Raw genomic sequence first — 23060 nt, 5'->3', positions numbered from 1 at the left:
CTTAGCCTCGCCATTGGGCATGGCCGGGCCGATCCAGGAAAATCCGCATGGCCAATTCGCAGCAGACCGAAGAAAAGCGCGAGTCCCTTTGGACGCTCGCCGCCGCCCTGGGCTTCATGGTCGGTGTCCTTGGCGTCGCCATGGCCCTGGACCACTCCGGCCTCCGTCTCGGCAAGCCGGCACGCGGTTCCACGGTTCACGATCCGTCGTTCCAGACGGCCCTGACGAACTTCGATTATGAAATGACCAGACCGCGGCCCGAGTTGTTCGGCAATTTCTCCGACGGCGATGTCCGCATCCGGAACTGCCTCGGTTTCCTGACCGCCACGATGCGGCCGGATCGCCGCCGTCACTTCTCCGAGCTTGCGGGAGGGGAGGATTACTCGGACTGCCTGCCTCTCCGGACCGCGAAGCTCAGCCCCGAGCCGGAATACCATCTGGCTCCGGCCTCCGGCCTTGGCCGGGTGCTGGCCGAACGGCTGGACCCGTCGGCCCTCAAGGGGGTGCTGCCGGCCTGGATGGCGCAGTCCCGCCGACTGGTGGACGCGAAGATCCAGGAAACGACCGTTTCGGCGCATTCCGTGACGCTGAACCACGGCGGACAGCGGATTGCCCTGGATATCCTGGCCTCCGCCGACGTCGTCGGCAGGAACCTGGAAGACCTGCTCGTCCGGGTCACCGGCACCGGGACACCTCGCTACGTCGTCCTGACCCAGGGCGCCGACGGCGCGCTACGGCCGATCGCCGAGCAGACCCTGATGGCGATGACCAATCCGACCTCCATGCCGACCGACTGACTTGGAACCGGCCTACCAGATCGACGACGTGGTCGTTCGGCGGAGAAGGCGCGGCAACCGTTCCGTTCCGACCGCGGCCCGGATGCGGTTCGAAGCGATCCATGCGGAGATCAGGGAACGCATCTGCTTGCTGCGCTACCCGCCCGGCCACAGGCTCGTCGAGTCCGAACTCGCGCGTGAATTCGGCATGAGCCGGACGCCTATGCGGCGCGTCCTTCAGCGGCTGGAATACGAAGGACTGGTCGAGAGCCGTCACGGCGTCGGCACCATCGTCACCCTGATCGACCGGCAGGCACTGCTGGAGATCGATACCCTGCGCATGAAGCTGGCCGAAATCAGCGGTGAGATGACCCTGCTGCCGTGCGACGGCGATGCGATCGGCCGGATGAGGCAACTGGCGGAGCGCTGCCGCTCGCTCGGCGAGCGGACCGGCACGAATGCGCAAATCGACACGGAAAAGTTCGACACGGAGAAGTTCGATGTGGAGCAGTTCGGGCTGCTCAGCATCGCGGTCCAGAAGGAGGTTTCCCGCTCGATCGGCAATGTGCCCCTGCGGGATATCAGCGACCGTCTGTTCTTCCAGACATCCCGGATGTGGCTGCAACTGCTGTCCCGGAAGAACTGGGCGGAAGAGGTGGAAGCCTTCGCGGGCGAGATCGGCGACCTGATCGAGGCATTGGAGCTCAACGACCTTAACAGCCTCCACTTCGTACGCCGCAACCACATCTCGATGAGCCGGCTGCGGATGCAGGGCTATTTCGCGAAATAGGGGAACGATGCGTCCCGGTCGTGGTTGCGGTCACTGTAAGTCCAGCAATCCCCAAGGTGGCGGACGTGGATTTCCCGACACGGAACCCGAAGTCCGGCGGCGTCGCGGTCGAATATTGCCATGCTTCCCGTGGCGATAGCGGCGGCCACGAAGCACTCACGCGCAGCGCGATCTCCCGCAAGCTCGGGATGCTCAGGGGATATGCCTTTTCCGGTCAGTACGATGCCGCCGCCGACTACGGCGGTCCCCTCTACTTCATTCCAGACGACACGATCGCCGGCCTGGACCATGCCCGGTCGCTCGGCATCTCCAGCGAGCACGACCTGTTCGGGGGCGTGGTGCCCCAGCCTTTCGTGGCGACCAAGGCGATCTCGCATTCGCTGGTCCATCCCGGCGCAGGCGCTCCCCAGGGCTGGTCGGCAGAGTTCGGCGACATGGTCAGGGACGCCGTTCTGCCGGGATACACCGTCTTCACCGCAGAAGATGCGCGGCAAGCCTGTTCCCGGCTGCTCGCGCGTGGTCCGGCGCGGCTGAAAGCGGTCCGCGCCAAGGGAGGGCACGGCCAGACCGTGGTATCCGGCATGGCGGAACTGGAAGCGGCGCTGGCCGATGTCGAGCCGGCGGAACTCGCCGGCCATGGCTTGGTCCTGGAGGAGAACCTGAGGGACGTGACGACCCACAGCGTCGGGCAGGTCCGGGTCGGCGATCTTGTTGCGACCTATTACGGTACACAGCGCCTCACCCGCGACAACGACGGCAAGCAGGTATACGGCGGCACCGATCTGGTTGCCGTGCCCGGCGGGTTCGACCGGCTGCTGACGCTTGGCCTGCCGCGGGCGGTCCATGACGCCGTCGTGCAGGCTTGCCATTTCGACGCGGCGGCGGAAGCCTGCTTTCCCGGCATCATCCTGTCGCGCCGGAACTACGACGTGGCGCAGGGCACCGGCCCCGACGGTCTCCGCCGCTCGGGCGTGTTGGAGCAGTCCTGGCGTCTTGGCGGCGCCACCGGCGCGGAAGTCGCCGCCCTGGAGATCTTCCGGACGGACCCAGGCGTGAAGACGGTCCACGCGGCCTGCTTCGAGATTTATGGCGACGGGTGCGAACCGCCTCCGGACGCCACCGTGTACTTCCAGGGGCATGATCCCAAGATCGGCCCCCTGACCAAATACACCGTGGCGAGGATCGACAGGAATGGCCGGGAGGGTCCATGACGACGCGTGAGGAACAGGTCTGCATCCAGGTCGACGAAGAAACCATCTCCGGCACCTTCGTCACGCCCGCCTCCGCCATGCCGGGCGTCCTGTTCGTCCATGGATGGGGCGGCACCCAGGAGCAATACCTGAACCGCGCGCGTGAGATCGCGGCGCTCGGCTGCGTCTGCCTGACCATCGACCTGCGCGGCCATGGACTGACCGAGGAACAGTACGAAACGGTCACCCGCGAGGATAACCTGCGCGACATGCTGGCCGCCTACGACAGGCTGGCAAGCCGACCGTCCGTCGACAAATCGGCCATCGCGGTGGTCGGCAGCAGCTATGGCGGCTATCTGGCGACGATCCTGAGCAGTCTGCGGCCGGTGCGATGGCTGGCCCTGCGGGCACCGGCGCTGTACCGGGACGAGGACTGGCACCTGCCGAAATGGCAGCTCAACAAGAAGGAGCTGGCGGCCTACCGCCAGACGCGCGTGACGCCCGGGCACAACAGGGCACTCGGCGCGTGCGACGCGTTCAGGGGCGACGCCCTGGTGGTCGAGTGCGAGCACGACAGCATCGTGCCGCATCCGGTCATCGCCAACTACCGCGCCGCCTTCGACAATGCCCATTCCCTGACCTACCGCGTCATCCAGGGGGCCGACCACGCGCTGTCGGAAGAGCAGTGGCAGCAGTCCTATACTTCCCTGCTGGTAAAATGGGCGACGGAGATGGTGATAGTAGCGCGGGAAAGCGAAAAGGCCTCCGGCGTCCAGACCCAGTCCGCTCCTTCGCCGCGGCGCCGGCCACCCGATCCGGCCTAGGACAAGCGCCATAAGAAATCTCTATCCCTGTCGGCTTTGACAGGATGGTGACAGGTTTCGCTGGTAAGGTCCCTGTCAAGCAAGGGACCGCCCACGGGCCGGTCCGACAATGAACGAGCCGGAGGAACCACCGATGAGCGCCTTTCAAAAGCCCCTCTGACCTTTTCTCCGGCATTCGGGACACCACGGCCATGACAGGGTCGCGGCAGGCGAAAGGCTTGTCCGCGCGGCGGGCCGAACATCCATAACCAACAAACTTCGACAGGGATCGAACGTCATGCTGCTGAACAAGCTGGGCTCCTTCCGCTACATGCTCGCCGCCGTGGCGCTGGCCACGGGCACGATGACAGCACTGCCGGCTCCCGCCCAGGTCAAGGGCCTGGAGCTGATCGCTCCGGCCAGCCCGGGCGGCGGCTGGGACCAGCACGCCCGCGCCGTGCAGCAGGTCCTCCAGAAGCTCGATCTCGCCAGCGGTGTCCAGGTCGCCAACATTCCAGGCGCCGGCGGCACCATCGGCCTCGCCCAGTTCGTCACCGCCAAGAAGCGCGCCCCGTCGATGCTGGTCGGCGGCCAGATCATGGTCGGCGCCATCGTCACCAACAAGTCGCCCGTGACGCTGGATCAGGTGACCCCGCTGGCCCGCCTGACCGGCGAGTACACCGCCATCGTCGTCCCGACCGACAGCCCGCTGACCTCGTTCGAACAGCTCGTCGAGAAGTTCAAGGCGGATCCCGGTTCGGTGTCGTGGGGCGGCGGTTCGGCCGGCGGCAGCGACCAGATCCTCGCGGGGCTGATCGCCAAGCAGCTCAAGATCGAGCCTTCCAAGATCAACTACGTCGCGACGGCCGGCGGCGGCGAGCTGATGTCGTCGATCCTCGGCGGCCATATCACGCTGGCGATGGGCGGCTACAACGAGTTCGCGCCGCAGATCCAGACCGGCAAGCTGCGTGCCCTCGCCGTCTCCGCGCCGGAGCGTCTGGCCGGCGTCGAGACCCCGACGCTGAAGGAACAGGGCGTCGATCTGGAATTCGTCAACTGGCGCGGGATCTTCGCCCAGAGCGGCATCAAGGCTTCCGAGAAGAAGCAGCTCGACGAGATGATCGGCAAGATGGCGAAGAGCGCCGAGTGGCAGGAAATCCTGACCCAGCGTGGCTGGATCGACCAGTACCAGCCGGCCGACCAGTTCGCCGGTTTCCTGAAGGAAGAGCGCGCCCAGATCGAAACCACGCTGACGGAACTCGGTCTCGTGAAGTAAGCTGGGCGTCGAGGTATAGAGAAGAACAAGATGGGAGCCGCTCCCAGAGCGGCTCCCCCTCAGGGAGGAAGACAATCCATGTGGGCAAAGTCCCTAGACATTTCCCGCCGCTTCGCCGCGGCGGCAGCTCTCGCCGCTTTGGCGGTGACGGCTTCGCCGGCCCTGGCCCAGTTGAAGAGCGTCGAGATCATGGCGCCGGCCAACCCAGGCGGCGGCTATGACCAGCACGCGCGGGCCATGCAGCAGGTCATGCAGGAACTCAATCTGGCCACGGGCGTCCAGGTGGTGAACGTCCCCGGCGCGGGCGGAACCATCGGGCTCAGCCAGTTCGTAACCGGTAAGAAGCGTGGCAACGGCCTGATGATCACCGGCCTCGGCATGATCGGCGCCACCCTGATCAATAAGTCGCCGGTCAGCCTGGAGCAGGTGACGCCGCTGGCCCGCCTGACCGGCGAGTATCAGCCGATCATCGTCTCGGCGGAATCGCCGTTGAAGACGATGGACGACCTGGTCGCCAAGTTCAAGGCGGACCCCGGATCGGTGTCGTGGGGTGGCTTCGCCGTCGGCAGTCCGGACCACATCCTCTACGCCCTGATCGTCAAGGCGGTCGGCGGGGACGTCAGCAAGATGAACTACATCGCCGCCGGCGCCGGCGGGGAAATGCTCGCCGCCGTGATGGGCGGCCACATCACCGTCGTAACCGGCGGCTACAACGAGTTCGCGGCTCAGCTCAAGGAAGGCAAGCTGCGGGCTCTCGCCATCTCCTCGCCGGAGCGTCTGCCGGGGATCGACGTCCCGACGCTGAAGGAACAGGGCGTCGATGTCGAGCTGGTCAACTGGCGCGCCGTCGTGGCTTCGGGCGACATCAAGCAGGCCGACCTGAAGACGCTGGACGGGGCCATGGGCAAGATGGTCGCAAGCCCGCAATGGAAAGCCATAGCGGCCGAACGCGGCTGGGTCGACAGCTACCTGCCCGCCAAGGACTTCGCCGGCTTCCTCCAGGACGAGCAGACGCGGATCAAGTCTGTGCTCGACGAACTGGGCCTGCTGAAGAAATAGCGCGCATTCCCTGAAGACCGCCCCCTGAAGACCGCCCTCTGAAGACCGCCCCCTGAAGACCGGGAGAACGACAGATGACAACCGGACGCAGCCTTAAGATCGGCGAAGCGGGACTGGGCGCCGCCGTGCTTGCCTTGGGAGCCTTCATCGCCTTCGAGACCTCGCAAGCCCCCGGTGCGGCCAATGCCGTGGTCGGGCCGGCCCTGTTCCCCTACCTGATCTCCGCCGGCTTGATCCTGGTCGGCCTGGCATTGCTGCGCGAAGCGGTCACCGGCCATATCGCCCATGCGCAGGGGTTGGAGCTGGACGGCACCGCCGTCGTGCTGGTGGCGGTCGGGCTGATAATCCAGATGCTTCTGCTGGAAACGCTGGGCTGGATACCGGCCAGCACCATCCTGTTCATGGTGGTGGCGCGCGCCTTCGGCAGCCGGAGGATCGTCATGGACGCGATCCTCGGACTGGCGCTGACCGCGGCGTCCTTCGGTCTCTTCAACTATGGTCTCGACCTCAACCTGCCGGTCGGCTCCGTCTTCGAGGAGTTGATGGCCGAGCCTGACGATGCGGCCGAGTAACGATCGCGCCGCCCAGGAACGCCTCATCTAGGAACGCGTCGTGCAGAAACGCGCCAGATATCTCAGCCGGCCAGCCGGAAAGGTACCAGATACATGGAAACTCTAGTCGCTCTCTCCAGTGGCTTCGCCGTCGCGATGACACCCTACAACCTGATGTGGTCGGCGCTTGGCGTGACCATCGGGACGGCCATCGGCGTTCTGCCCGGCATCGGTCCGGCGCTGACCTTGGCGCTGCTGCTGCCGGTGACCTACGGGCTGGAGCCGGTCTCGGCCTTCATCATGTTCGCCGGCATCTATTACGGGGCGATGTACGGTGGTTCGACCACGGCGATCCTGCTGAACACGCCGGGCGAGTCCGGCAGCATCGTCACCGCCATCGACGGTCACGCCATGGCGCGGCAGGGCAGGGGCGCGCAGGCGCTCGCCACCGCCGCCATCGGGTCCTTCATCGCGGGCACCATCGCGACGCTGGCCCTGACCTTCGTCGCTCCGCTGATGGTCAAGCTGGCGCTGCTGTTCGGCCCGGCCGAGTATTTCGCGCTGATGGTGCTGGCGCTGACCACGGTGACGGCCGTGCTGGGAGCCTCGCTGTCGCGCGGCCTCGCCAGCCTTTTCTTCGGACTTGCGCTGGGGCTGGTCGGCATCGACCTCCAGACGGGTCAGGCACGCCTGACCTTCGGCATCCTCGAATTGCTGGACGGCATCGACACCGTCATCGTCGCGGTCGGGCTGTTCGCGATCGGCGAGACGCTTTACAACGCCGCCCGCTACCGCTTCGAGAAAGAAGAGATCTATGCCCTCAAGGGTTCGAAGTGGATGGGCAAGGAGGACTGGAAGCGGTCGTGGAAGCCGTGGCTGCGCGGCACGGCGCTTGGCTTCCCGATCGGCGCCTTGCCGGCCGGCGGCAGCGAGATCCCGACCTTCCTGTCGTATCTGGTCGAGAAGCGCCTGAGCAAGCATCCGGAGGAATTCGGCAAGGGCGCCATCGAGGCCGTCGCCGGTCCCGAAGCCGCCAACAACGCGTCCGCCGCCGGCACGCTGGCCCCGCTGCTTTCGCTGGGCCTGCCGACCTCCGCCACCGCCGCGATCATGCTGGCCGCCTTCCAGCAGTACGGCCTGCAACCAGGCCCGCTGCTGTTCGACAACAACCCCGATCTCGTCTGGGGCATGATCGCCAGCCTCTATATCGGCAATGCCCTGCTGCTGCTGCTCAACTTGCCGCTGGTCGGATTGTGGGTGAAGCTGCTGGTCATCCCGCGCCCCTGGCTCTATGCCGGTATCCTGGTGTTCGCGACGCTCGGCGCCTATACGCTGAACAACAACGTCGTGGATCTTATCATCCTCTGGATCATCGGGCTGATCGGCTTCGGCATGCGCGTGCTCGACGTACCCGTGGCTCCCTGCGTCGTCGGTCTGATCCTCGGGCCGCTGGCCGAACAGCAATTCCGCCGGGCGCTGGCGATCAGCCAGGGCGATCCGACGGTGTTCTTCACCCATCCGCTTTCCCTTGGACTACTGATCACGGCCGCATTGCTTGTTCTGGTGCCGGTGGTATTAAAGGCCCGGCAAAATCGTCGGGAACAAGACGCTCAAGCGCAAATCTGAACTATCGGCGGCGTATGTCATTGATGAACATGCGCCGCGATCCAGGACACGGGGACATACGGGGACAATGGAAAACTTCGATTTATGGCCACAGCTCATAGCACTGGGGCAGGTCATCGCGATCGACCTGGTGCTGGCGGGGGACAACGCCATCGTGGTCGGCATGGCCGCCGCCGGAGTTCCGGTGGAACAGCGCCGCAAGGTGATTTTCTGGGGTATCGGCGCCGCCATCGTGCTGCGTATCTTCTTCGCGCTGATCACGACCCAGCTGCTGGCGATCATCGGGCTCACCCTGGCCGGCGGCGTGCTGCTGCTGTGGGTGTGCTGGAAGATGTACCGCGAACTGCGCTCCCACGGCCAGGACGAGGTGGCACCCGACGAGGCCATCGCCCAGGCTCAGGCAAATCCGGGGCAGACCAAAAGCTTCGGCGCCGCCGTCTGGCAGATCCTGGTCGCCGACGTTTCGATGTCGCTCGACAACGTGCTGGCGGTAGCCGGCGCCGCCAAGGACCATCCGAACATCCTGATCATCGGCCTGCTGCTGTCGGTCGTCCTGATGGGCGTCGCCGCCAACATGGTGGCCCACCTGCTGCACAAGCATCGGTGGATCGGCTGGGTCGGCCTTCTGATCATCACCTACGTGGCGCTCGACATGATCTGGCGCGGCGGCGAGGAAGTCCTCAAGCACACGGCGGGGCTCGGAGTATTCTAAACCGGGATCGTCTTTCAGGTACGTCGAAAGGGCCGCAGCCGGAACGCTGCGGTCCTTTTCTCATTTCCGGGCCACGAACGGCGTAGAAGCGGCTTCCAGCAGCTTTCAGCGTCCTGAACGGCAACTACCGGGAATAGGAAAGCGGCTGGAAGCCGCTTCTACGCGACCTCAGGTATACCGCACCAGCAGCACCAGACGCGGGCTGGAGATCGGCTGCATGGCGCGGTGGAAGGTGTTGGGGTCCTCGGCGAAGCCGTCGCCCGGTTCGCCGGTCGCGATGACGACCTGCCCCGGACCGTAATAGCTGATCAGTTCGGCTTCGCTGATCGTCGTGCTGGGCCGGAACAGCATCGAGATCTTCTTCTTGCGGTGCGATTTGAGGATCGTCGCATGGGCGCCGTCGAGATCGCTGTCGCCTTTCAGGATATAAAAGAACAGCGACATCGAGTTCTTGCCGATCACGTCGTAGTGCCAGCGGCTCGCCAGATCGACGTTGCAGTGTTCCGTCAGCGACAGATGGGTCGGGAACGACCAGCGCAGCGACACTTCGATGTTGCGCGGGTTGTAGCCGAGCACCCGCTTGGCCAGCAGGAGCATCTTGGGATCGCGGATGACCTTGGCCGCTTCCGGGCAGCCGTCGATGCCGGCCGATTCGGCGACCGCGACCGGCTCGCCGGTCGGCAGCTTGCCGCCCATGACGGCTTCGAGCGGCAGGGGCTCCTTGGCGCCCCAGGGCTTGACCGGCGCGGTGGTCCCGAATTGGGCCATGCCCTGGCGTAGGGATTCCGGCAGTCTCAGTCCCAGCGCAAGACCGTCCGTCCTGATCTGGTGAGCCATCTTTTCGACATCCAGGCTGCCGAACACGGAAGATGCCTGACCCTTGGGGTCAAGGTGGTCCTGGTCGTTCGACGCGATCTGATGAAGCGTCGATACCAGCCCATGAAGCCGCCTGACGGAGCTGAAGCGCCCCAGCGTCCGCTGGAGTCGCTTTTCCTTGATGACGGAGTTCAATCTCAAAGGTTTCACTGTCTACACCAGAGTATTGCGGTTTCAGATGAAAGTACGGGAACTGACTGGCACCGATAAGTGGCGCTAACGCGCTACACCAATAAATTTTTAGCTAAATACAAATTTGGAACCTATGTGGCTTGCGGCCGTGACTCCATGGTCCCGCCGCATCTTCCGGTACGCATCGACGACGATCCCGGACGGTCCGTCGCCCGCCATGTCGCTCAAGGCATCGCCGGCCGCTTTTTCCGCTTCCCTGACTGCTTCCGCCGGCACGTCCACCAGCAGGCCCGCCTGGGCCAGGGCGTCCGTCCACAACGCCTCTTCCTGTGCCGCTTCCAGGGTGAAGACACCGGCTTCCTCGGCACAGGCTTCGGCGACGGCCGCCGCTTGCGCCGCCGGCAGATCGGCCATGGCCTCGGCCTTTATCAGCAGCTCGGTCGCCAGACCGGGCGTGAAGCCGCCGAACCGCGCATAGCCGAGACCGGCGTTGGCCAGACGCCGCACCGGCCCCGCCAACAGCGGCGGCACCTCCGCCGCGACGGCTCTGCCGCTTGTCAGGGCATGGAATCCAAGGTCGGGTTCGGTCGTCGCAACGTCGAACCCGACGTTCTCCCACATCGGCGCCGATCCAGGAGCGCAGGCCATCTTCCCCGAGGACGACCAGACGCCGTCGCATACCAGCACGCCGCCCGCTCCTATGTCGCCGGTGAACCACGACGCCAGCCCGGCCTTGCGGGCCAACTCGTCGCGCAGGTTCATGCCCGGCGACGTGTTGCGCCATACCCGCAGTTCGCGTGCCGTCATGCCGAACATCTGCATGCCGAATAGCGACCAAACCGGCGGCGCGTCCGGCCACATGTGGGCCGAAGCGTGCCATCCGTCGAGCGGCGCCGTGTGGATGTCATCGAGCGACGGCAACGCCATCGCACTGGTGTCCGTCAGCTCGACGCTGAGCGCGCCTCCCGTCCGCCACCGAATTCTTTGCGCCAGCCGCCGGCTCGACAGGCCGAGCAGGTTGCCGTGCAGCGGCCAGGCCGTACCGACGCGCAGGCGTCGTTGCGGCTCCAGTTGCGACGCGTACGACACGACGGGGCCGAAGCAGGCGAGACCGCCGCCGAACCTGAGGAAGGCCCGGCGGCCGATCCCCGGCGAACGGATATCCTGGGACATCAGGAACCGACCGCGACCGGCTGGCCGCCGACGCTTCGCAGGCTCCGCCAGCTTCGGTAACCCTCGATCCTGCCGCGCAGGGTCGCTCGCCAGCGATCCGCCGCCAACCCGGGATTGGCGCGCGCTTCCAGCGCCAGCCCGACGAGGCCGGGTGCCGCCCGTGTCCCGCAGGCCAGCGACCACGCCATCATCGCCAAGCGGCGCGGCGCCGTCAGGTGCCGGAGCAGCAGGACCGTCTCGTTATGGACGGCATCGCTGACCGCCCGCGGGTTGAAGCTGTTGCGCTTGTCGTAGTCCTGCCGGGGAGCGGGAAAGTGATCGACCAGGATGGCCGGATCGTAGACCAGCGACCAGCCACGCGCGATCAGGTCGAGTCCGATGCCGAGTTCGAAATGGACCTGCGCGCCCGCGCCCTTCAGGCCGCGGCCGAAGCCGACCTGACGCAGCAGAGCCGTGCGGTAGGCACAGTTTACGCCCTTCAGGACATGGACCTTGCGCGGGCCGCCGCATCCCAGATGATGGTTGCCGACGACGCGGCCCCACCACTGGACGACGCCGACGCGCTCGTGCAGTTCACCCGGACCGCCCAGCTCGCCGGGGATCAGGTCGCGCCCGCCGACGCCTGCGGTCTTCAGGGAGCCGGCGAAAGCCGCCTCGATCCGCTCCAGCCAGTCGGCATGGGGTATGGCGTCGTCGTCGGTGATCGCGACCACCTCGCCGGTGACGCGGTCCAGGCCGGACGACATGGCATGGATCACGCCGGGCCGGTCGACCAGCACGATGTCGGGCGCTTTGCCGGGAGAGAACAGCGGGGCGAAGCGCTTGACGGTGTCGATGGTGTCGGCATCGGTCCGCCGTGCCACGACGACGACCTGATCGGCCGCCCTCTTCTGGCGCGCCAGCCCGGCGAGGCAGCGGGCAAGGTCCTGCGGCCGCTTATAGGAAGGAACCAGGACGCTCATTCTCATCGGGAAGGTACCCCCCTGGCGGAACCGGAAACTCGGTCGGCCCTATCGGCCTGATCGGCCTTGTCGGCCCAATGGCGCTCGGCGGCGATGGCGAAGCCGATGAAGCTCCAGAACATCGTTCCGATGAAGCCGGTCAGCGTGTTGGTGAAGATCATCTGGACCAGGACCGACAGCGCCACGGCGTTGGCGACCGTCGCGAAGCCGTCGTGCTTGCTCCACTTCCTTGTGAAAGCCGACCGCACCAGCAAGGCGACGCCGGAGATGTAGAGGATGCCACCCAGCCAGCCGAGGACGAAGGGAACCTCCAGCAACCCGCTGTCGACGACGCCGTGTTCGCCCATCTGGCCGTTGTTGGCGAACTTGGTGGCGACGCCGGTGGCCCCGATCCCCATGCCGAAGGGATTGGACAGGGCGTCCACGATGAAGGTCTGGAAGAAGTGGACGCGGTCCTTGTAGCTCTGGTCCTCCTTGGCCTCGGAACCGACCATGGTTTCGAGCCGGGTGGTGACCGTGTTCGAGACCTGTTCGATCGACAGCAGGGGCAATGCCGACACGATGGTCAGCACGACGGCGGCGACAAGCTTGGCGCGCTTCGACATGTCCATCTTGGCGAGCAGCAGGAACAGGCCCGCGGCGAAACCGACCCAGGCGGCGCGCACCAGCGACAGCAGCAGCGCCACGACAGCCGGCATCCCCGCAAGCCACGGCAGGCGGCCGGCTGCTCCAAGGGCCACCAGCAGCGATGCCGCCAGCATGTCGGCATAGGGACCGGGCGAGTTGAGCGTGCCGAAGATGCGGACTTCATAGGGAGCCGGCTTGCCGATGCTGTCCATCTGGACGACGCGCATCCAGAAGGCGTCCCAGGGGGCCAGGAAGAAGAACTGGTAGATGCCGTAGCCGCCGACCACGGCGGCGCCCAGCAGGAACACCTGCTCGGTCGAGATCTTCAGCTTCTCGTAGCTTCTCCAGCTGAAGGCGACATGGATGCCCATGATGACCGGCAGGAACCAGTTCAGCGCGTCGAAGGTCGCCGGACTGAAACCGGCGTTCATGATGCCGATCGGGTAGGCCAGTCCCAGGCCGACCAGGATGGGCGCGAAGGGAAACATGTCGCGTTGGTTCAGCCTGGGCAGGAACCGGATCAGCGTCACGATCATCAGCAGGCTCGCCACATAGGGCGCCAGCATGATCGGACTGAATTCGGTCCAGCCGGAATGGAAATCGACGACGCGGCGGACGAACGGCGTGAGGAACCAAAGCCACCAGACATGCACCAGATAGGCCGCCGGGAACCGGACGAAAAGCACGGCCGCCACCATGAAAGCCAGCGGCGTATAGAAATAGCGTGCCGGCCCCGTCAATCCGGCCGAGCACGACAGCAGCACGATAGCCCAGAACCCGCCGACGAAGAAAAGACTGACCGGAACGGCCAGCTTGATCTGTCGGCGGCGTCCGGCAATAGGGTGATCCATACTATGCGCCGTCATCAAATGCTTCCTGATCTGTTATCCGGAACCAATTGGCTCGCCGACGCCAGTTGCCCGTGGCGGAGCCGTTCCTGGACTTGGTGTTACCACAGCCTGGAACTATTCAAATAACCGGCAAGCAGGTTAGTCCAAAGAAGAACCGGATTTAGAAAGTCCTACCGTCTTCGGGACGCGGCTTTGAAACAGGGTGAGCACTTCGAAATTCTTGACAGCTGAAGAACTCGGATACGACGGTCTGGCCATCCGCCAAAAAATAGATACCCTTTCGCTCCGCTCGAAGCCCCGAAGAGCGCGGCATGGCATCCACGAATCTCCCTCCAATGAGGATCTTCCGGCATTTTACGCGATTGCCGTAGCATCCGCGCCCGGTGCCTGGGCCCAGTGTTTGGGATTGGGATTGGGGTTGGCCTGGAGCGATCGATGTCGGGCTGAAGAGGCCCGACCTACGAGAGCGTGCTTTTTGTAGGTCGGGCCTCTTCAGCCCGACATGGCGGCAGAAGCGCCGGTCAAGGTCTTCGGCTTCGGATACTTCCCTACCAGCTCGCCTCACCAGTTTGATTGAACCGCACTGCGAAAACCGGGTGATATTCTTTATGACCTTGCCGAAACAAGTAGCCCGCGCGCCGCAAAACCGGCCGCCGCTTTCCCTGGTTTCTTCCAGGCGCATCACCGCCCTCCAGATCGGTATCGGCTGGTTCCCCGAAACGCCCGGTGGACTGGACTGCGTCTATTATAACCTGACGCGGCACCTGCCGGAGAAGGGCGTCGACGTCGTCGGTCTGGTTGCCGGATCGGATAAGGTGATCCTGGACAGCCAGGGATGCGTCGCCAGCTTCGCCCGGCACGAGGACGGCTGGAAATCGAGGCTCCGCGCCATCCGGCGCTATGCGACGGAAGAACTCAACTCCGGCCGGGTCGATCTGATCGCCAGCCATTTCGGCCTCTACAGCCTGCCGCTGCTCGATCACCTGCGCAAACGCCCTTTCGTGTTCCACTTCCATGGTCCATGGGCGTTCGAATGCGAAGCCGAAGGGGGCGACTTCCTTGCCACCCGCAGCCGGTGGCTGGTCGAGAAGGCCGTCTACCACCATGCCGACCGCTTCGTCGTGCTGTCGGACGCCTTCGCCACTTTGCTGGAAACCCGCTACGGCGTCGCGCGCGACCGGATCGACATCGTCCCCGGCGGCGTCGCTGACAGCTTCTTCAAGGCGTCGGCGTCGCCCGAAGACGCCCGCCTGGCCCTGGGGCTGCCGGAAGACAGACCGATCCTGCTGACGGTCCGGCGGCTGTGCCGGCGCATGGGGCTGGAAAGCCTGATCGACTCCATTGCCGAAGTTCGTAGGCATGTCCCCGACGTGCTTCTCCTGATCGGCGGCAAGGGACCGATCGAGGCGGACCTGAAGCGCCAGATCGACGAGCGCGGCCTGGGGCGGCATGTCCGCATGCTGGGCTTCATTCCCGACGACGACCTGCCGCTCTACTACAGGGCCGCCGACCTGTCGGTCGTCCCGACCGTGGCGCTCGAAGGTTTCGGCCTCGTCGCCGCCGAGTCCCTGGCCGCCGGCTGCCCGACGCTGGTGACGCCGGTCGGCGGGTTGCCGTCGGTCGTGGCGGAGCTTTCGTCCAGCCTCGTGCTGCCGGACGCGACGGCGGAAGCGCTGGCCGACAGCCTGACCGGAGCACTGAAAGGCACGCTGAAACTGCCGAGCCGGGCCGCCTGCCGCCGCTATGCGCTGGACCGTTTCCAATGGTCGCTCGTCGCCGAACGGACCGAGCGGGTCTACCGCAAGGTGCTCGGAGGGCGGTCATGACGCGCTCGCTCAACATCGGGATGATCAGCTTCGCCTTCCACCGGGCCAACGGGCAGGGGCTGGTCAACTGCGAGATCGCCGCCGCCGCCCTGGCGCGCGGTCACCGGATTACTGTCTTCTGCGAGGATGTCGATCCCGTCCTGGCAGCTCACCCTGGCGTCGACGTGGTGAAACTCGGCGGCGCCAAGCTGCCGACCCAACTGCTCCGCGACCAGGCGATGGCGCTCCAGGCGACGATGGCCGTCGCGAAGCGGCGCCGTGACCTGGACATCGTCGCGACCAACGGCTTCTGCATGTGGGGCCGGAGCGACGTCAATGCCGTGCATTTCCTCCACCGCACCTGGGCTCAGTCGCCGAACCACCCGTGGCGTCTGAAGAAGACGCCGGACAGCGCCTATCGCCGGCTGTACAGCTTGGCTAACTGCTGGTTCGAGCGCCATTCCTTCGAGCGGTCCCGGCACATCGTCGCCGTCTCCGAACCGCTCCGTCAGGAAGTGATCGGACTGGGTCTGCCGGCCGCCCAGGTCAGCACGATCTACAACGGCGTCGATCTCGCGCGCTTCCGCCCCGGCCCGCCGGAGCGTGCCCGCTTCGGTCTGCCCGACGGCGTACCGATGGGTATCTTCGTCGGCGACATCCAGACCAGCCGGAAGAACCTCGACAGCGTGCTGAAGGCGCTGGTCGATGTCCCCGGCGTCCATCTCGCCATCGTCGGCACGGCGGAGGGCAGCCTGTTCCCGGCCATGGCGGAGCGGCTGGGCGTTGCGGACCGCTGCCATTTCATTGGGTTCATGACCCAGGACGACGTCGCGGCGGCTTTCCGCTCCACCGATTTCTTCATCTTCCCGTCCCGCTACGAAACCAGCGGCCTCGTCCTGCTGGAAGCGGCCGCCACCGGCCTGCCGCTGATCACGGCCCGCTCCGTCGGCGGCGCCGGCATCTTCGCACCCGGCGCGGCGTTGATCGCAGACGATCCGGAAGATGTAGTCTTCCTGACGAAATCGATGCTCCGGTTGCGCGACGATCCGCAACTTGCGGGAGATCTCTCCGGGGCCGCGCAGGCGATTGCGGAGCGCCAGACATGGTCAGCGGCGACGCAGCACTACCTCGACCTTTTCGAGCGTCTCGCCGACGACGGCTCTCCGATGAATGTTCCTGGCGACCTAAGGCTGTCCAAAGGCGCGTGAAGACGCCGCCGGATTATTCAACGGCGAGATGCATTCCGGGCTTTGCAGCCACTGAGGAGTAATACAAATCCCGGACTGAGCAGGCGCGATAAATTTTGATAAAAAATTTTATAACTTATTTATCACAGGGCAGCGCTTAGCCAGATGAGTCCATCCATACTCTTCGTCGATCACGCCTCGGACGTGGGTGGGGCCGAGCTGTCGTTGTTCGACACCGCGATGCATTGGCAATCGCCCTTGCACGTGGCGCTCATGCAGAAAGGTCCCTTCGCGGATCTCCTGCGCTCCCATGCCGTCCCGGCCACGGTGGTCGAAGCCGGCAGCGCCGTCTTGGGTGTCCGGCGCGGCGGCGGCTGGAGCCAGGGACTGCGGGCCGTCGCCGGCATCCCCGCGCTGTCCTGGCAACTCGCCCAGCTGGCCCGCCGCCATGACGTCGTCTATGCCAATACGCAGAAGTCGCTGATCGTCGGCGGCCCGGCGGCGTGGCTGGCGGGCAAGCCGCTGGTCTGGCACCTGCACGATATCCTGTCGCCGGAACACTTCTCGGCCATGAACCGGCGCCTGCCGGTCGCGGTCGCGAATCGTTTCTGCTCCCGCGTCATCGCCAACTCCTCCGCCACCGCCGATGCCTTCATCAAAGAGGGCGGCAACCCTCGGCTGGTCGGCATCGTGCCCAACGGCATCTCGTCCGAGCCGTTCAAGCGCGACAGTGCCGAAGAAATCGCGGCCCTGCGCCGCAGCCTCGGCCTGGAGGGCAGGAAGCTGGCCGGCATGTTCGGCCGTCTGGCCGCCTGGAAGGGCCAGCACGTCTTCATCCGCGCCGTGGCGGACATTCCCGGCCTGCACGCCGTCATCGTCGGCGGCGCGCTGTTCGGGGAGGAAGCCTACGAGGCGGACCTGAAGCGCCTGTGCGCCGAGCTGGGCATCGCCCACCGGGTCCATTTCCTGGGCTTCCAAAGCGACATCCCCCGCCTGATGCGGATGATGGACCTGATCGTCCATGCCTCCACCGCCCCCGAACCCTTCGGGCGCGTCCTGGTGGAAGCGATGCTGGCCCAGACCCCGCTGATCGCCAGCCGGGCCGGCGGTGCGCTCGAAATCGTCCAGGACCGGGTATCCGGCCGCCTCGTGGCTCCTGACGACGCAGCCGATCTTCGCGACGCCATCGCCGAGACACTGGCATGGCCGACGGCGACATCGGCGATGGTCGCGAACGCCTACGGCGTCGCGACGACAAGGTTTTCCACCGAGGTCATGATCGACGGCATCCGCCGCGAGATCGCCCTCGCCCTGCCCGCCGGGGCATACACCGCCCCGGCGTCTTCGCAGCCATTTCCGGCTGAATTCATCAACACCACCAAACTTTGATTGAGGCGATAATGAGCGTCGAGATGCTCTCTTCCCCCATCAGCGAGCCGGCACCGGCCCAGCCCCGCCCGGCCAAAGGCGATGAAATCGACCTTGGCGCCATCGTCGCGGCGATCAAGCGCCGCCGTGGCACGATCCTGGGGCTGGCCGTGCTCTGCACCTCGATCGGGATCGGCGCCAGTTATGCCGTCAAGCCGTCCTATTGGGCCGAAGCGGTCGTTTCGCTGAACGTCCGGAATGCCGTCGTCACCGACAACCAGAGCGTGGTCGGCGACCTCAAGGTCGACAGCTCGGTCATCCGGGGTGAGATCGACATCATCACCTCGCGGGTCGCGGCGGGCCGTGTCGTCGATGCGCTGGCACTGAAGCCGGAGCCGGCGGTAGAGGACGGCGCACTGAAGACCGGTCTTCAGCGGCTGGGCAACCAGATCGTGGAATCCGGCCTGTTCGACAGTGTCGCAGGACTGATCGGCCCCAACGACACCGTCGCATCGCTGCGCCAGACGCTGGCCGCAACCCCGGCCCCCGTCGTCCCCATGGTCAGCGACCCGCGCGAGCAGATGATCAATACGCTGCTGGGCAATGTCAGCGCCAGCAACGACGGCCGGTCCTACAGCATCCGGATCGGATATTCGGCGGCGTCTTCCGATCAGGCGGCCCTGATCGCCAACGGCTTCGCCAAAGAATACCTGGACATGCAGCGGGACGAGAAGGTCCGCGAGACGCTGAACGCTAACGATTGGCTGAAGCGTCAGGTCCAGACCCTGCGCGAAGACGTCCTGACCGCCGAAAGCCGGGTCCAGAAGCTTCAGGAAAATGCCGGCCTGGGCGATGCGACGCGCGGCGGGTCCGCCGTCAACCAGCAGATGACCCAGTTGAACGTCCAGCTCGTCGCCGCCCGGGCGGCAACGACCCAGGCCGAAGCCAAGCTGCGCTCCGCCCAGGACCTCCTGCGCGGCGGCAGCGTGGAAAGCGCCGCCGGCGTTCTGGCGAGCCCGATGCTCCAGCTTCTCGCCCGCGACCAGACGGAGATCAAGCGCAAGCTGGCCGACATGTCGAGCCAGTACGGCGACCGCCATCCCACCATCATCGGCATGCGCAGCGAACTGGGTTCGGTCGAAGCCCGCATCAAGGACGAGATCCAGCGCGCCGTCCAGACCCTGAACACCGATGTCGCGGTCGCCCGCGCCAGCGAGCAGAGCCTTCAGAGCCGGATGCGCCAGCTCGAATCCAACTATGCCGACGGCGCCAAGGTCGAGATCCAGGTCCGTCAGTTCCAGCGCGAAGCCGACGCCGCCCGCGAGCTGTACCAGAACTTCCTCCAGCGCATGAAGGAAACCGGCGCCCAGGCCGAACTGGCCCGTCCGGATGCCCGGATCATCTCCGAAGCGGTCGAGTCGCCGTTCCCCGCCTTCCCTAACCGCAAGCTGTTCGCGGTCATCGGCCTGGTGTTCGGCCTGTTCCTGGGACTGTTCATCGCCTTCGTCGCCGAGAACCTCCAGCGCGGCTTCAACGACCTGGACGAAGTGGAAGGCGAGACCGGCATCGCCGGCTTCGGCACCATCCCGCTGGTCCGCGGCCGCCGCAAGAACAACCCGGTCGATTACCTGATCGAGAAGCCGATCTCGTCCTACTCGGAAGCGCTGCGTACCGTCCAGAGCCTGATCCACAGCGTCAGCCACAGCCGCACCGCCCGGGTCATCCTGGTGACCTCGTCGGTGGCCGGCGAAGGCAAGTCCACCTTCTGCGCCTCCCTCACCCGGCAGCTCGCCCTGGGTCACCAGAAGGTCCTGCTGATCGACGGCGACCTGCGCCGCTCCCATCTGCTGGAAGTGCTGCCGGCCAACTCTTCCCTCAACAAGGGCGTGGCTCCGGCCGACCTGATCGAAGTGCTTGAAGGCAAGCGCGACTTCGGCGACGCCATCCGCGTCGACGAGGCGACCGGCCTGCACTACCTGGCGACCGCCCGGCACGAGGATAACCCGCAGCGCCTGCTGATGGGCCGCGAGATGCAGAACGTCATCACCCAGGCGCTCCGCCACTACGACCTGATCGTGATCGACGCTCCGCCCGTGATGGCCGTGTCCGACGCCCTGGTCCTGGCCCGCTATGCCGATGCCAGCCTGCTGATGGTCCGCTGGAACAAGACTTCCCGCAAGCTGGTCCAGGACGCCATCAAGCGCCTGCGCGTCAGCGGCGTAAAGGTCTCCGGCGCCGTCATGACCATGGTCGATCAGAAGAAGAAAGCCCGCGGCGGCTACGAAGACTACAGCTACCGCAATCCCTATTACACCGACTGATCCATAAATCCGGGCCGGCATTTCGCCGGCCCGGCCACTTCTTTGATCTCCTTGTATCAGGAATTTCATTCATGAAGGCGTGGCGATTCATGTTCAGCGGCGGCACGGTTGCCGCTGCGGTTCAGACATTCGGCGCCCGGCTCATCATTCTCGCGATGAACCTTGCCACCGGAATTCTGACGGCCAACCTGCTCGGGGCCGAGGGGCGGGGAGAGCAGGGGGCCATGGCCGTGTGGCCGTCGGTCCTGCTGCCGATCCTGATCGTCGGCCTGCCGATGTCACTCGTCTACAACTCCAGGAAATCCAAGCGCTTCGCAGCCGACTATTTCTATGGTTCGATCGGGATTGCGCTGGTGCTCGGCACCGCCGGCGGCATCGTAGCCGCCCTGGCGATGCCGCTGATCCTGACCGGCTACAGCCCTGATGTGGTGCTGGGCGCGCAGGGTCTGGTCCTGATGCTGCCGCTGACGCTCTGCAACACGCTGGTCTACAGCGTCTACGAGTCGCGGGGCGAGTTCGGCTACATCAACATCGCGATGCTTGGCCAGACGCTGGCGACGCTGGTGCTGCTGCTGGTGCTGGGATTGATGGGCGAACTGACCTCCGTCCGCAGCGCCTTCTGCTACGTCATCCCGCCGCTCTGCTTCGCCCTTGTCTTCGGCATCCGGGTCATCCGGAAGATGCCGTTCTCGCTTCGCCGGGCCAAGGTCGCAGCGCGGCGCATGGTCGGCTACGGCCTGCGGTCCTACGGGATCGACGTCATGGGCGTGGTCTCCGGCTACGTCGATCAGATCGTCCTGGTGGCCCTGCTGGCCCCGGCGGAACTGGGCATGTATGTCGTCGCGGCCAGCCTGGCGCGGATGCTCCACATGATCAGCGGCGCCACGTCCCAGGTGCTGTTCCCCAAGGTCGCGGCGCAGCCGCTGGACCAGGTGATGAAGTACGTCTCGCTCAGCTCGCGGGTGACGACGACCGTTACCGGCCTGATAGCCTTGGCCCTGGGACTTGCGGCGCCGATCCTGCTGCCGGCGGTCTACGGGCCGGACTTCGCGGCGGCCGCCTATATCTTCCCGATCCTGCTGGCCGAAGCCGTCCTGGCCGGAACGGTTAAGATCATCGGTCAGGGGCTGATGGGCGCCGGCCGCCCCGGCACCATCACCCTGGTCCAGGGAGTGGGACTGGCCGCCGTAATTCCCCTGATGGCCCTGCTGGTTCCGACCTACGGCGTCATGGGTGCCGCGGGCGCGATGCTCCTGAGCACCATGCTTCGCCTGGCCTTCATCGCGGCCAGCTACGAGATCCTGCTGCGCCGCCGGATGCCGGGACTGCTGATCCACCGCAGCGATGTCAGCTTCCTCTACCGCCGGATCATGGGCTGAGCGGTGCCTGAGCCGGTGGAGCTGAAGACTGTTGGGCTACGGCCCAACCTACGAAACAGGAGCCGGTAGGTTGGGCCGTGGCCCAACAGCTCCCGCAATGCGGCTGAAGCGAAAGGGTATTCGGCGCCCCATACAGGCCACCCGTTTGTTCCTCCTCTCCAGCCAAAACTACCGGAAATAAATAGGTATGCGGAATAGAACGCTTTTTACTCTTCCTGTTCCGAGACCTGGACCTGTAACAAAGTTAAGATAAATAATTGCCAGACAGCTAGAAAGGCGAGTTCGTCATGCCGTTCGATAGTAGCGGTTTCCTGTCGGAAAAAGCGCGCGTCGCTGTGATCCATGACTGGCTCTACACCTTTGGCGGTGCTGAGCGGGTACTGGAACAGATACTCGCCGTATTTCCCAATGCCGATGTCTTCAGCCTCTTCGACGTCCTGCCGGAAGACCAGCGCGGTTTCCTCGGCGGCCGCAAGGTGAAGACGTCCTTCCTTCAGAAGCTGGTGAGGCCCAACAGCAATCACCGCAACTTCCTTCCCTTGATGCCGATCGCGGTCGAGCAGTTCGACCTGTCCGACTACGACCTCGTGATCTCCAGCTCCTACGCCGTCGCCAAGGGCGTGATCACGGGTCCCCGGCAGTTCCATGTCAGCTACGTCCACTCGCCGATGCGCTACGCCTGGGACCTCCAGCACGAGTATCTGCGGAATTCCAAGCTGACCAAGGGCGTGAAAGCGTGGATGGCGAAGCTGCTGCTTCATAAGATGCGGCTGTGGGACATGCGCACCAGCAACAGCGTGGATGCCTATATCTCCAACTCCAACTTCGTTTCCCAGCGGATCTGGAAGCTGTACCGTCGTCCGGCCAAGGTGATCTCCCCGCCGGTCAACCTGGATCGCTTCCGCCTGGGTGAGCGAAAGGGCGACTTCTACTTCACGGCGTCCAGGCTGGTTCAGTACAAGCGGATCGACATCATCGCCGAGGCCTTCTCGAAGATGCCGGACCGCCGCCTGATCATCGCCGGCGAAGGGCCGGAGATGAACAAGATCAAGGCGCTGGCCGGTCCCAACGTCGAGATCGTCGGCCATGTCGATGCGTCCCGCATGACCGAGCTGATGCAGCAGGCGAAAGCCTTCGTCTTCGCGGCTGAAGAAGACTTCGGCATCGTGCCGCTGGAAGCCCAGGCTTGCGGCACGCCCGTCATCGCCTATGGCCGGGGCGGCGCCCTGGAAACCGTGCGCGGACTGGTCAACTCGCCCAATCCGACCGGCATGTTCTTCAGCCGGCAGACGGCTGACAGCATCGCCGAGGCGGTCGACCTGTTCGAGCAGATGGCCCATCGGATCACGCCCCAGGCGTGCCGAGCCAATGCGCTCCGCTTCAGCGAGGAGCGCTTCCGCAACGACCTCCTGACCTTCGTGACGGAAGAATACGACCGCTACTTCCAGCATCAGGACGGCCCGCAGCCGGATGTCACGCCTGAGATCGAGTGGCTGGAAAAGCGGCTTTCCTCCCAGCCCAGCCACGCCGCGTAACCAACCCGCGTAACCAAGCAGAACAGCTCGCCGAGAGCCGACACCATTTACCTACCCTGGA

Annotated in this window: 19 protein-coding genes; 15 read left to right on the top strand and 4 right to left on the bottom strand. The window is 65.3% G+C overall.

The window, feature by feature from the left end:
• Positions 1-47: 47 nt before the first annotated feature.
• The 9 genes from N826_RS31550 (at position 48) to N826_RS31510 (ending at position 8783) form a co-directional block, all read left to right on the top strand.
• Positions 48-797, top strand: a complete 750-nt coding sequence (locus N826_RS31550) for a hypothetical protein (RefSeq protein WP_044435608.1) — start codon at positions 48-50, stop codon at positions 795-797.
• Position 798: 1 nt separating this feature from the next.
• Entirely contained in the window at positions 799-1566 is a 768-nt protein-coding gene (locus N826_RS31545; RefSeq protein WP_147041122.1) for a GntR family transcriptional regulator, read from the top strand.
• A 65-nt stretch (positions 1567-1631) separates the two neighbouring features.
• The gene (locus tag N826_RS31540; RefSeq protein ID WP_044435637.1) at positions 1632-2777 is read left to right on the top strand and encodes a DUF3182 family protein; all 1146 of its coding nucleotides are present in this window, start codon (positions 1632-1634) and stop codon (positions 2775-2777) included.
• Entirely contained in the window at positions 2774-3580 is an 807-nt protein-coding gene (locus N826_RS31535; RefSeq protein ID WP_044435606.1) for an alpha/beta hydrolase family protein, read from the top strand. Before N826_RS31540 ends, N826_RS31535 begins: the two co-directional genes overlap by 4 nt.
• A 277-nt stretch (positions 3581-3857) precedes the next feature.
• On the top strand, positions 3858-4835 hold the full coding sequence (locus N826_RS31530; protein ID WP_044435604.1) for a Bug family tripartite tricarboxylate transporter substrate binding protein: 978 nt from the start codon (positions 3858-3860) through the stop codon (positions 4833-4835).
• Positions 4836-4913: 78 nt separating this feature from the next.
• Entirely contained in the window at positions 4914-5894 is a 981-nt protein-coding gene (locus N826_RS31525; RefSeq protein ID WP_044435602.1) for a Bug family tripartite tricarboxylate transporter substrate binding protein, read from the top strand.
• Positions 5895-5968: 74 nt separating this feature from the next.
• Positions 5969-6466, top strand: coding sequence for a tripartite tricarboxylate transporter TctB family protein (locus N826_RS31520; RefSeq protein WP_044435600.1), 498 nt, complete (start codon positions 5969-5971; stop codon positions 6464-6466).
• 93 nt (positions 6467-6559) lie between these two features.
• Entirely contained in the window at positions 6560-8071 is a 1512-nt protein-coding gene (locus N826_RS31515; RefSeq protein ID WP_044435598.1) for a tripartite tricarboxylate transporter permease, read from the top strand.
• A gap of 67 nt (positions 8072-8138) precedes the next feature.
• Positions 8139-8783, top strand: coding sequence for a TerC family protein (locus tag N826_RS31510; protein ID WP_044435595.1), 645 nt, complete (start codon positions 8139-8141; stop codon positions 8781-8783).
• A 168-nt stretch (positions 8784-8951) separates the two neighbouring features.
• Here the strand turns inward: N826_RS31510 and N826_RS31505 are convergent, their stop codons facing one another.
• The 4 genes from N826_RS31505 to N826_RS31490 form a co-directional block, all read right to left on the bottom strand.
• Positions 8952-9794: a phytanoyl-CoA dioxygenase family protein gene (locus tag N826_RS31505; RefSeq protein WP_044435592.1), complete on the bottom strand. Its 843-nt coding sequence runs from the start codon at positions 9792-9794 to the stop codon at positions 8952-8954.
• Between the two features lie 105 nt (positions 9795-9899).
• Positions 9900-10964: a hypothetical protein gene (locus N826_RS31500; RefSeq protein WP_044435590.1), complete on the bottom strand. Its 1065-nt coding sequence runs from the start codon at positions 10962-10964 to the stop codon at positions 9900-9902.
• Positions 10964-11932, bottom strand: coding sequence for a glycosyltransferase family 2 protein (locus N826_RS31495; protein ID WP_044435588.1), 969 nt, complete (start codon positions 11930-11932; stop codon positions 10964-10966). Before N826_RS31495 ends, N826_RS31500 begins: the two co-directional genes overlap by 1 nt.
• Positions 11929-13419: an O-antigen ligase family protein gene (locus N826_RS31490; protein WP_147041120.1), complete on the bottom strand. Its 1491-nt coding sequence runs from the start codon at positions 13417-13419 to the stop codon at positions 11929-11931. The genes N826_RS31495 and N826_RS31490 overlap by 4 nt, the downstream gene beginning before the upstream one ends.
• 593 nt (positions 13420-14012) lie before the next feature.
• On the opposite strand from N826_RS31490, the gene N826_RS31485 reads away from it, so the two are divergent.
• The 6 genes from N826_RS31485 (at position 14013) to N826_RS31460 (ending at position 22999) form a co-directional block, all read left to right on the top strand.
• On the top strand, positions 14013-15230 hold the full coding sequence (locus N826_RS31485; RefSeq protein ID WP_044435586.1) for a glycosyltransferase family 4 protein: 1218 nt from the start codon (positions 14013-14015) through the stop codon (positions 15228-15230).
• On the top strand, positions 15227-16417 hold the full coding sequence (locus tag N826_RS31480) for a glycosyltransferase family 4 protein (protein ID WP_044435583.1): 1191 nt from the start codon (positions 15227-15229) through the stop codon (positions 16415-16417). Before N826_RS31485 ends, N826_RS31480 begins: the two co-directional genes overlap by 4 nt.
• A 144-nt stretch (positions 16418-16561) precedes the next feature.
• Positions 16562-17785: a glycosyltransferase family 4 protein gene (locus tag N826_RS31475; protein ID WP_052832383.1), complete on the top strand. Its 1224-nt coding sequence runs from the start codon at positions 16562-16564 to the stop codon at positions 17783-17785.
• Between the two features lie 11 nt (positions 17786-17796).
• Complete coding sequence (locus tag N826_RS31470; protein ID WP_044435581.1) at positions 17797-20085, top strand: GumC family protein; 2289 nt, start codon at positions 17797-17799, stop codon at positions 20083-20085.
• A gap of 71 nt (positions 20086-20156) precedes the next feature.
• On the top strand, positions 20157-21464 hold the full coding sequence (locus tag N826_RS31465; RefSeq protein ID WP_044435579.1) for an oligosaccharide flippase family protein: 1308 nt from the start codon (positions 20157-20159) through the stop codon (positions 21462-21464).
• A 287-nt stretch (positions 21465-21751) separates the two neighbouring features.
• Entirely contained in the window at positions 21752-22999 is a 1248-nt protein-coding gene (locus N826_RS31460) for a glycosyltransferase family 4 protein (RefSeq protein ID WP_063772346.1), read from the top strand.
• The last annotated feature ends 61 nt before the right edge of the window (positions 23000-23060 follow it).

This window comes from Skermanella aerolata KACC 11604 (assembly GCF_000936425.1).
Taxonomy (GTDB): Bacteria; Pseudomonadota; Alphaproteobacteria; order Azospirillales; family Azospirillaceae; genus Skermanella; species Skermanella aerolata.
The sequence above is the reverse complement of the archived record's forward strand: the minus strand, read 5'-3'. Positions and strand labels throughout refer to the sequence as shown.

Excerpts from the sequence above, each read along its gene's own strand:
- N826_RS31465 (WP_044435579.1), top strand. The coding sequence starts at position 20,157 with ATGAAGGCGTGGCGATTCATGTTCAGCGGCGGCACGGTTGCCGCTGCG.
- N826_RS31480 (WP_044435583.1), top strand. The coding sequence starts at position 15,227 with ATGACGCGCTCGCTCAACATCGGGATGATCAGCTTCGCCTTCCACCGG.
- N826_RS31525 (WP_044435602.1), top strand. The coding sequence starts at position 4,914 with ATGTGGGCAAAGTCCCTAGACATTTCCCGCCGCTTCGCCGCGGCGGCA.
- N826_RS31515 (WP_044435598.1), top strand. The coding sequence starts at position 6,560 with ATGGAAACTCTAGTCGCTCTCTCCAGTGGCTTCGCCGTCGCGATGACA.
- N826_RS31460 (WP_063772346.1), top strand. The coding sequence starts at position 21,752 with ATGCCGTTCGATAGTAGCGGTTTCCTGTCGGAAAAAGCGCGCGTCGCT.
- N826_RS31520 (WP_044435600.1), top strand. The coding sequence starts at position 5,969 with ATGACAACCGGACGCAGCCTTAAGATCGGCGAAGCGGGACTGGGCGCC.
- N826_RS31550 (WP_044435608.1), top strand. The coding sequence starts at position 48 with ATGGCCAATTCGCAGCAGACCGAAGAAAAGCGCGAGTCCCTTTGGACG.
- N826_RS31495 (WP_044435588.1), bottom strand. The coding sequence starts at position 11,932 with ATGAGAATGAGCGTCCTGGTTCCTTCCTATAAGCGGCCGCAGGACCTT.
- N826_RS31475 (WP_052832383.1), top strand. The coding sequence starts at position 16,562 with ATGAGTCCATCCATACTCTTCGTCGATCACGCCTCGGACGTGGGTGGG.
- N826_RS31500 (WP_044435590.1), bottom strand. The coding sequence starts at position 10,964 with ATGTCCCAGGATATCCGTTCGCCGGGGATCGGCCGCCGGGCCTTCCTC.
- N826_RS31490 (WP_147041120.1), bottom strand. The coding sequence starts at position 13,419 with ATGACGGCGCATAGTATGGATCACCCTATTGCCGGACGCCGCCGACAG.
- N826_RS31535 (WP_044435606.1), top strand. The coding sequence starts at position 2,774 with ATGACGACGCGTGAGGAACAGGTCTGCATCCAGGTCGACGAAGAAACC.
- N826_RS31510 (WP_044435595.1), top strand. The coding sequence starts at position 8,139 with ATGGAAAACTTCGATTTATGGCCACAGCTCATAGCACTGGGGCAGGTC.
- N826_RS31530 (WP_044435604.1), top strand. The coding sequence starts at position 3,858 with ATGCTGCTGAACAAGCTGGGCTCCTTCCGCTACATGCTCGCCGCCGTG.
- N826_RS31485 (WP_044435586.1), top strand. The coding sequence starts at position 14,013 with ATGACCTTGCCGAAACAAGTAGCCCGCGCGCCGCAAAACCGGCCGCCG.
- N826_RS31470 (WP_044435581.1), top strand. The coding sequence starts at position 17,797 with ATGAGCGTCGAGATGCTCTCTTCCCCCATCAGCGAGCCGGCACCGGCC.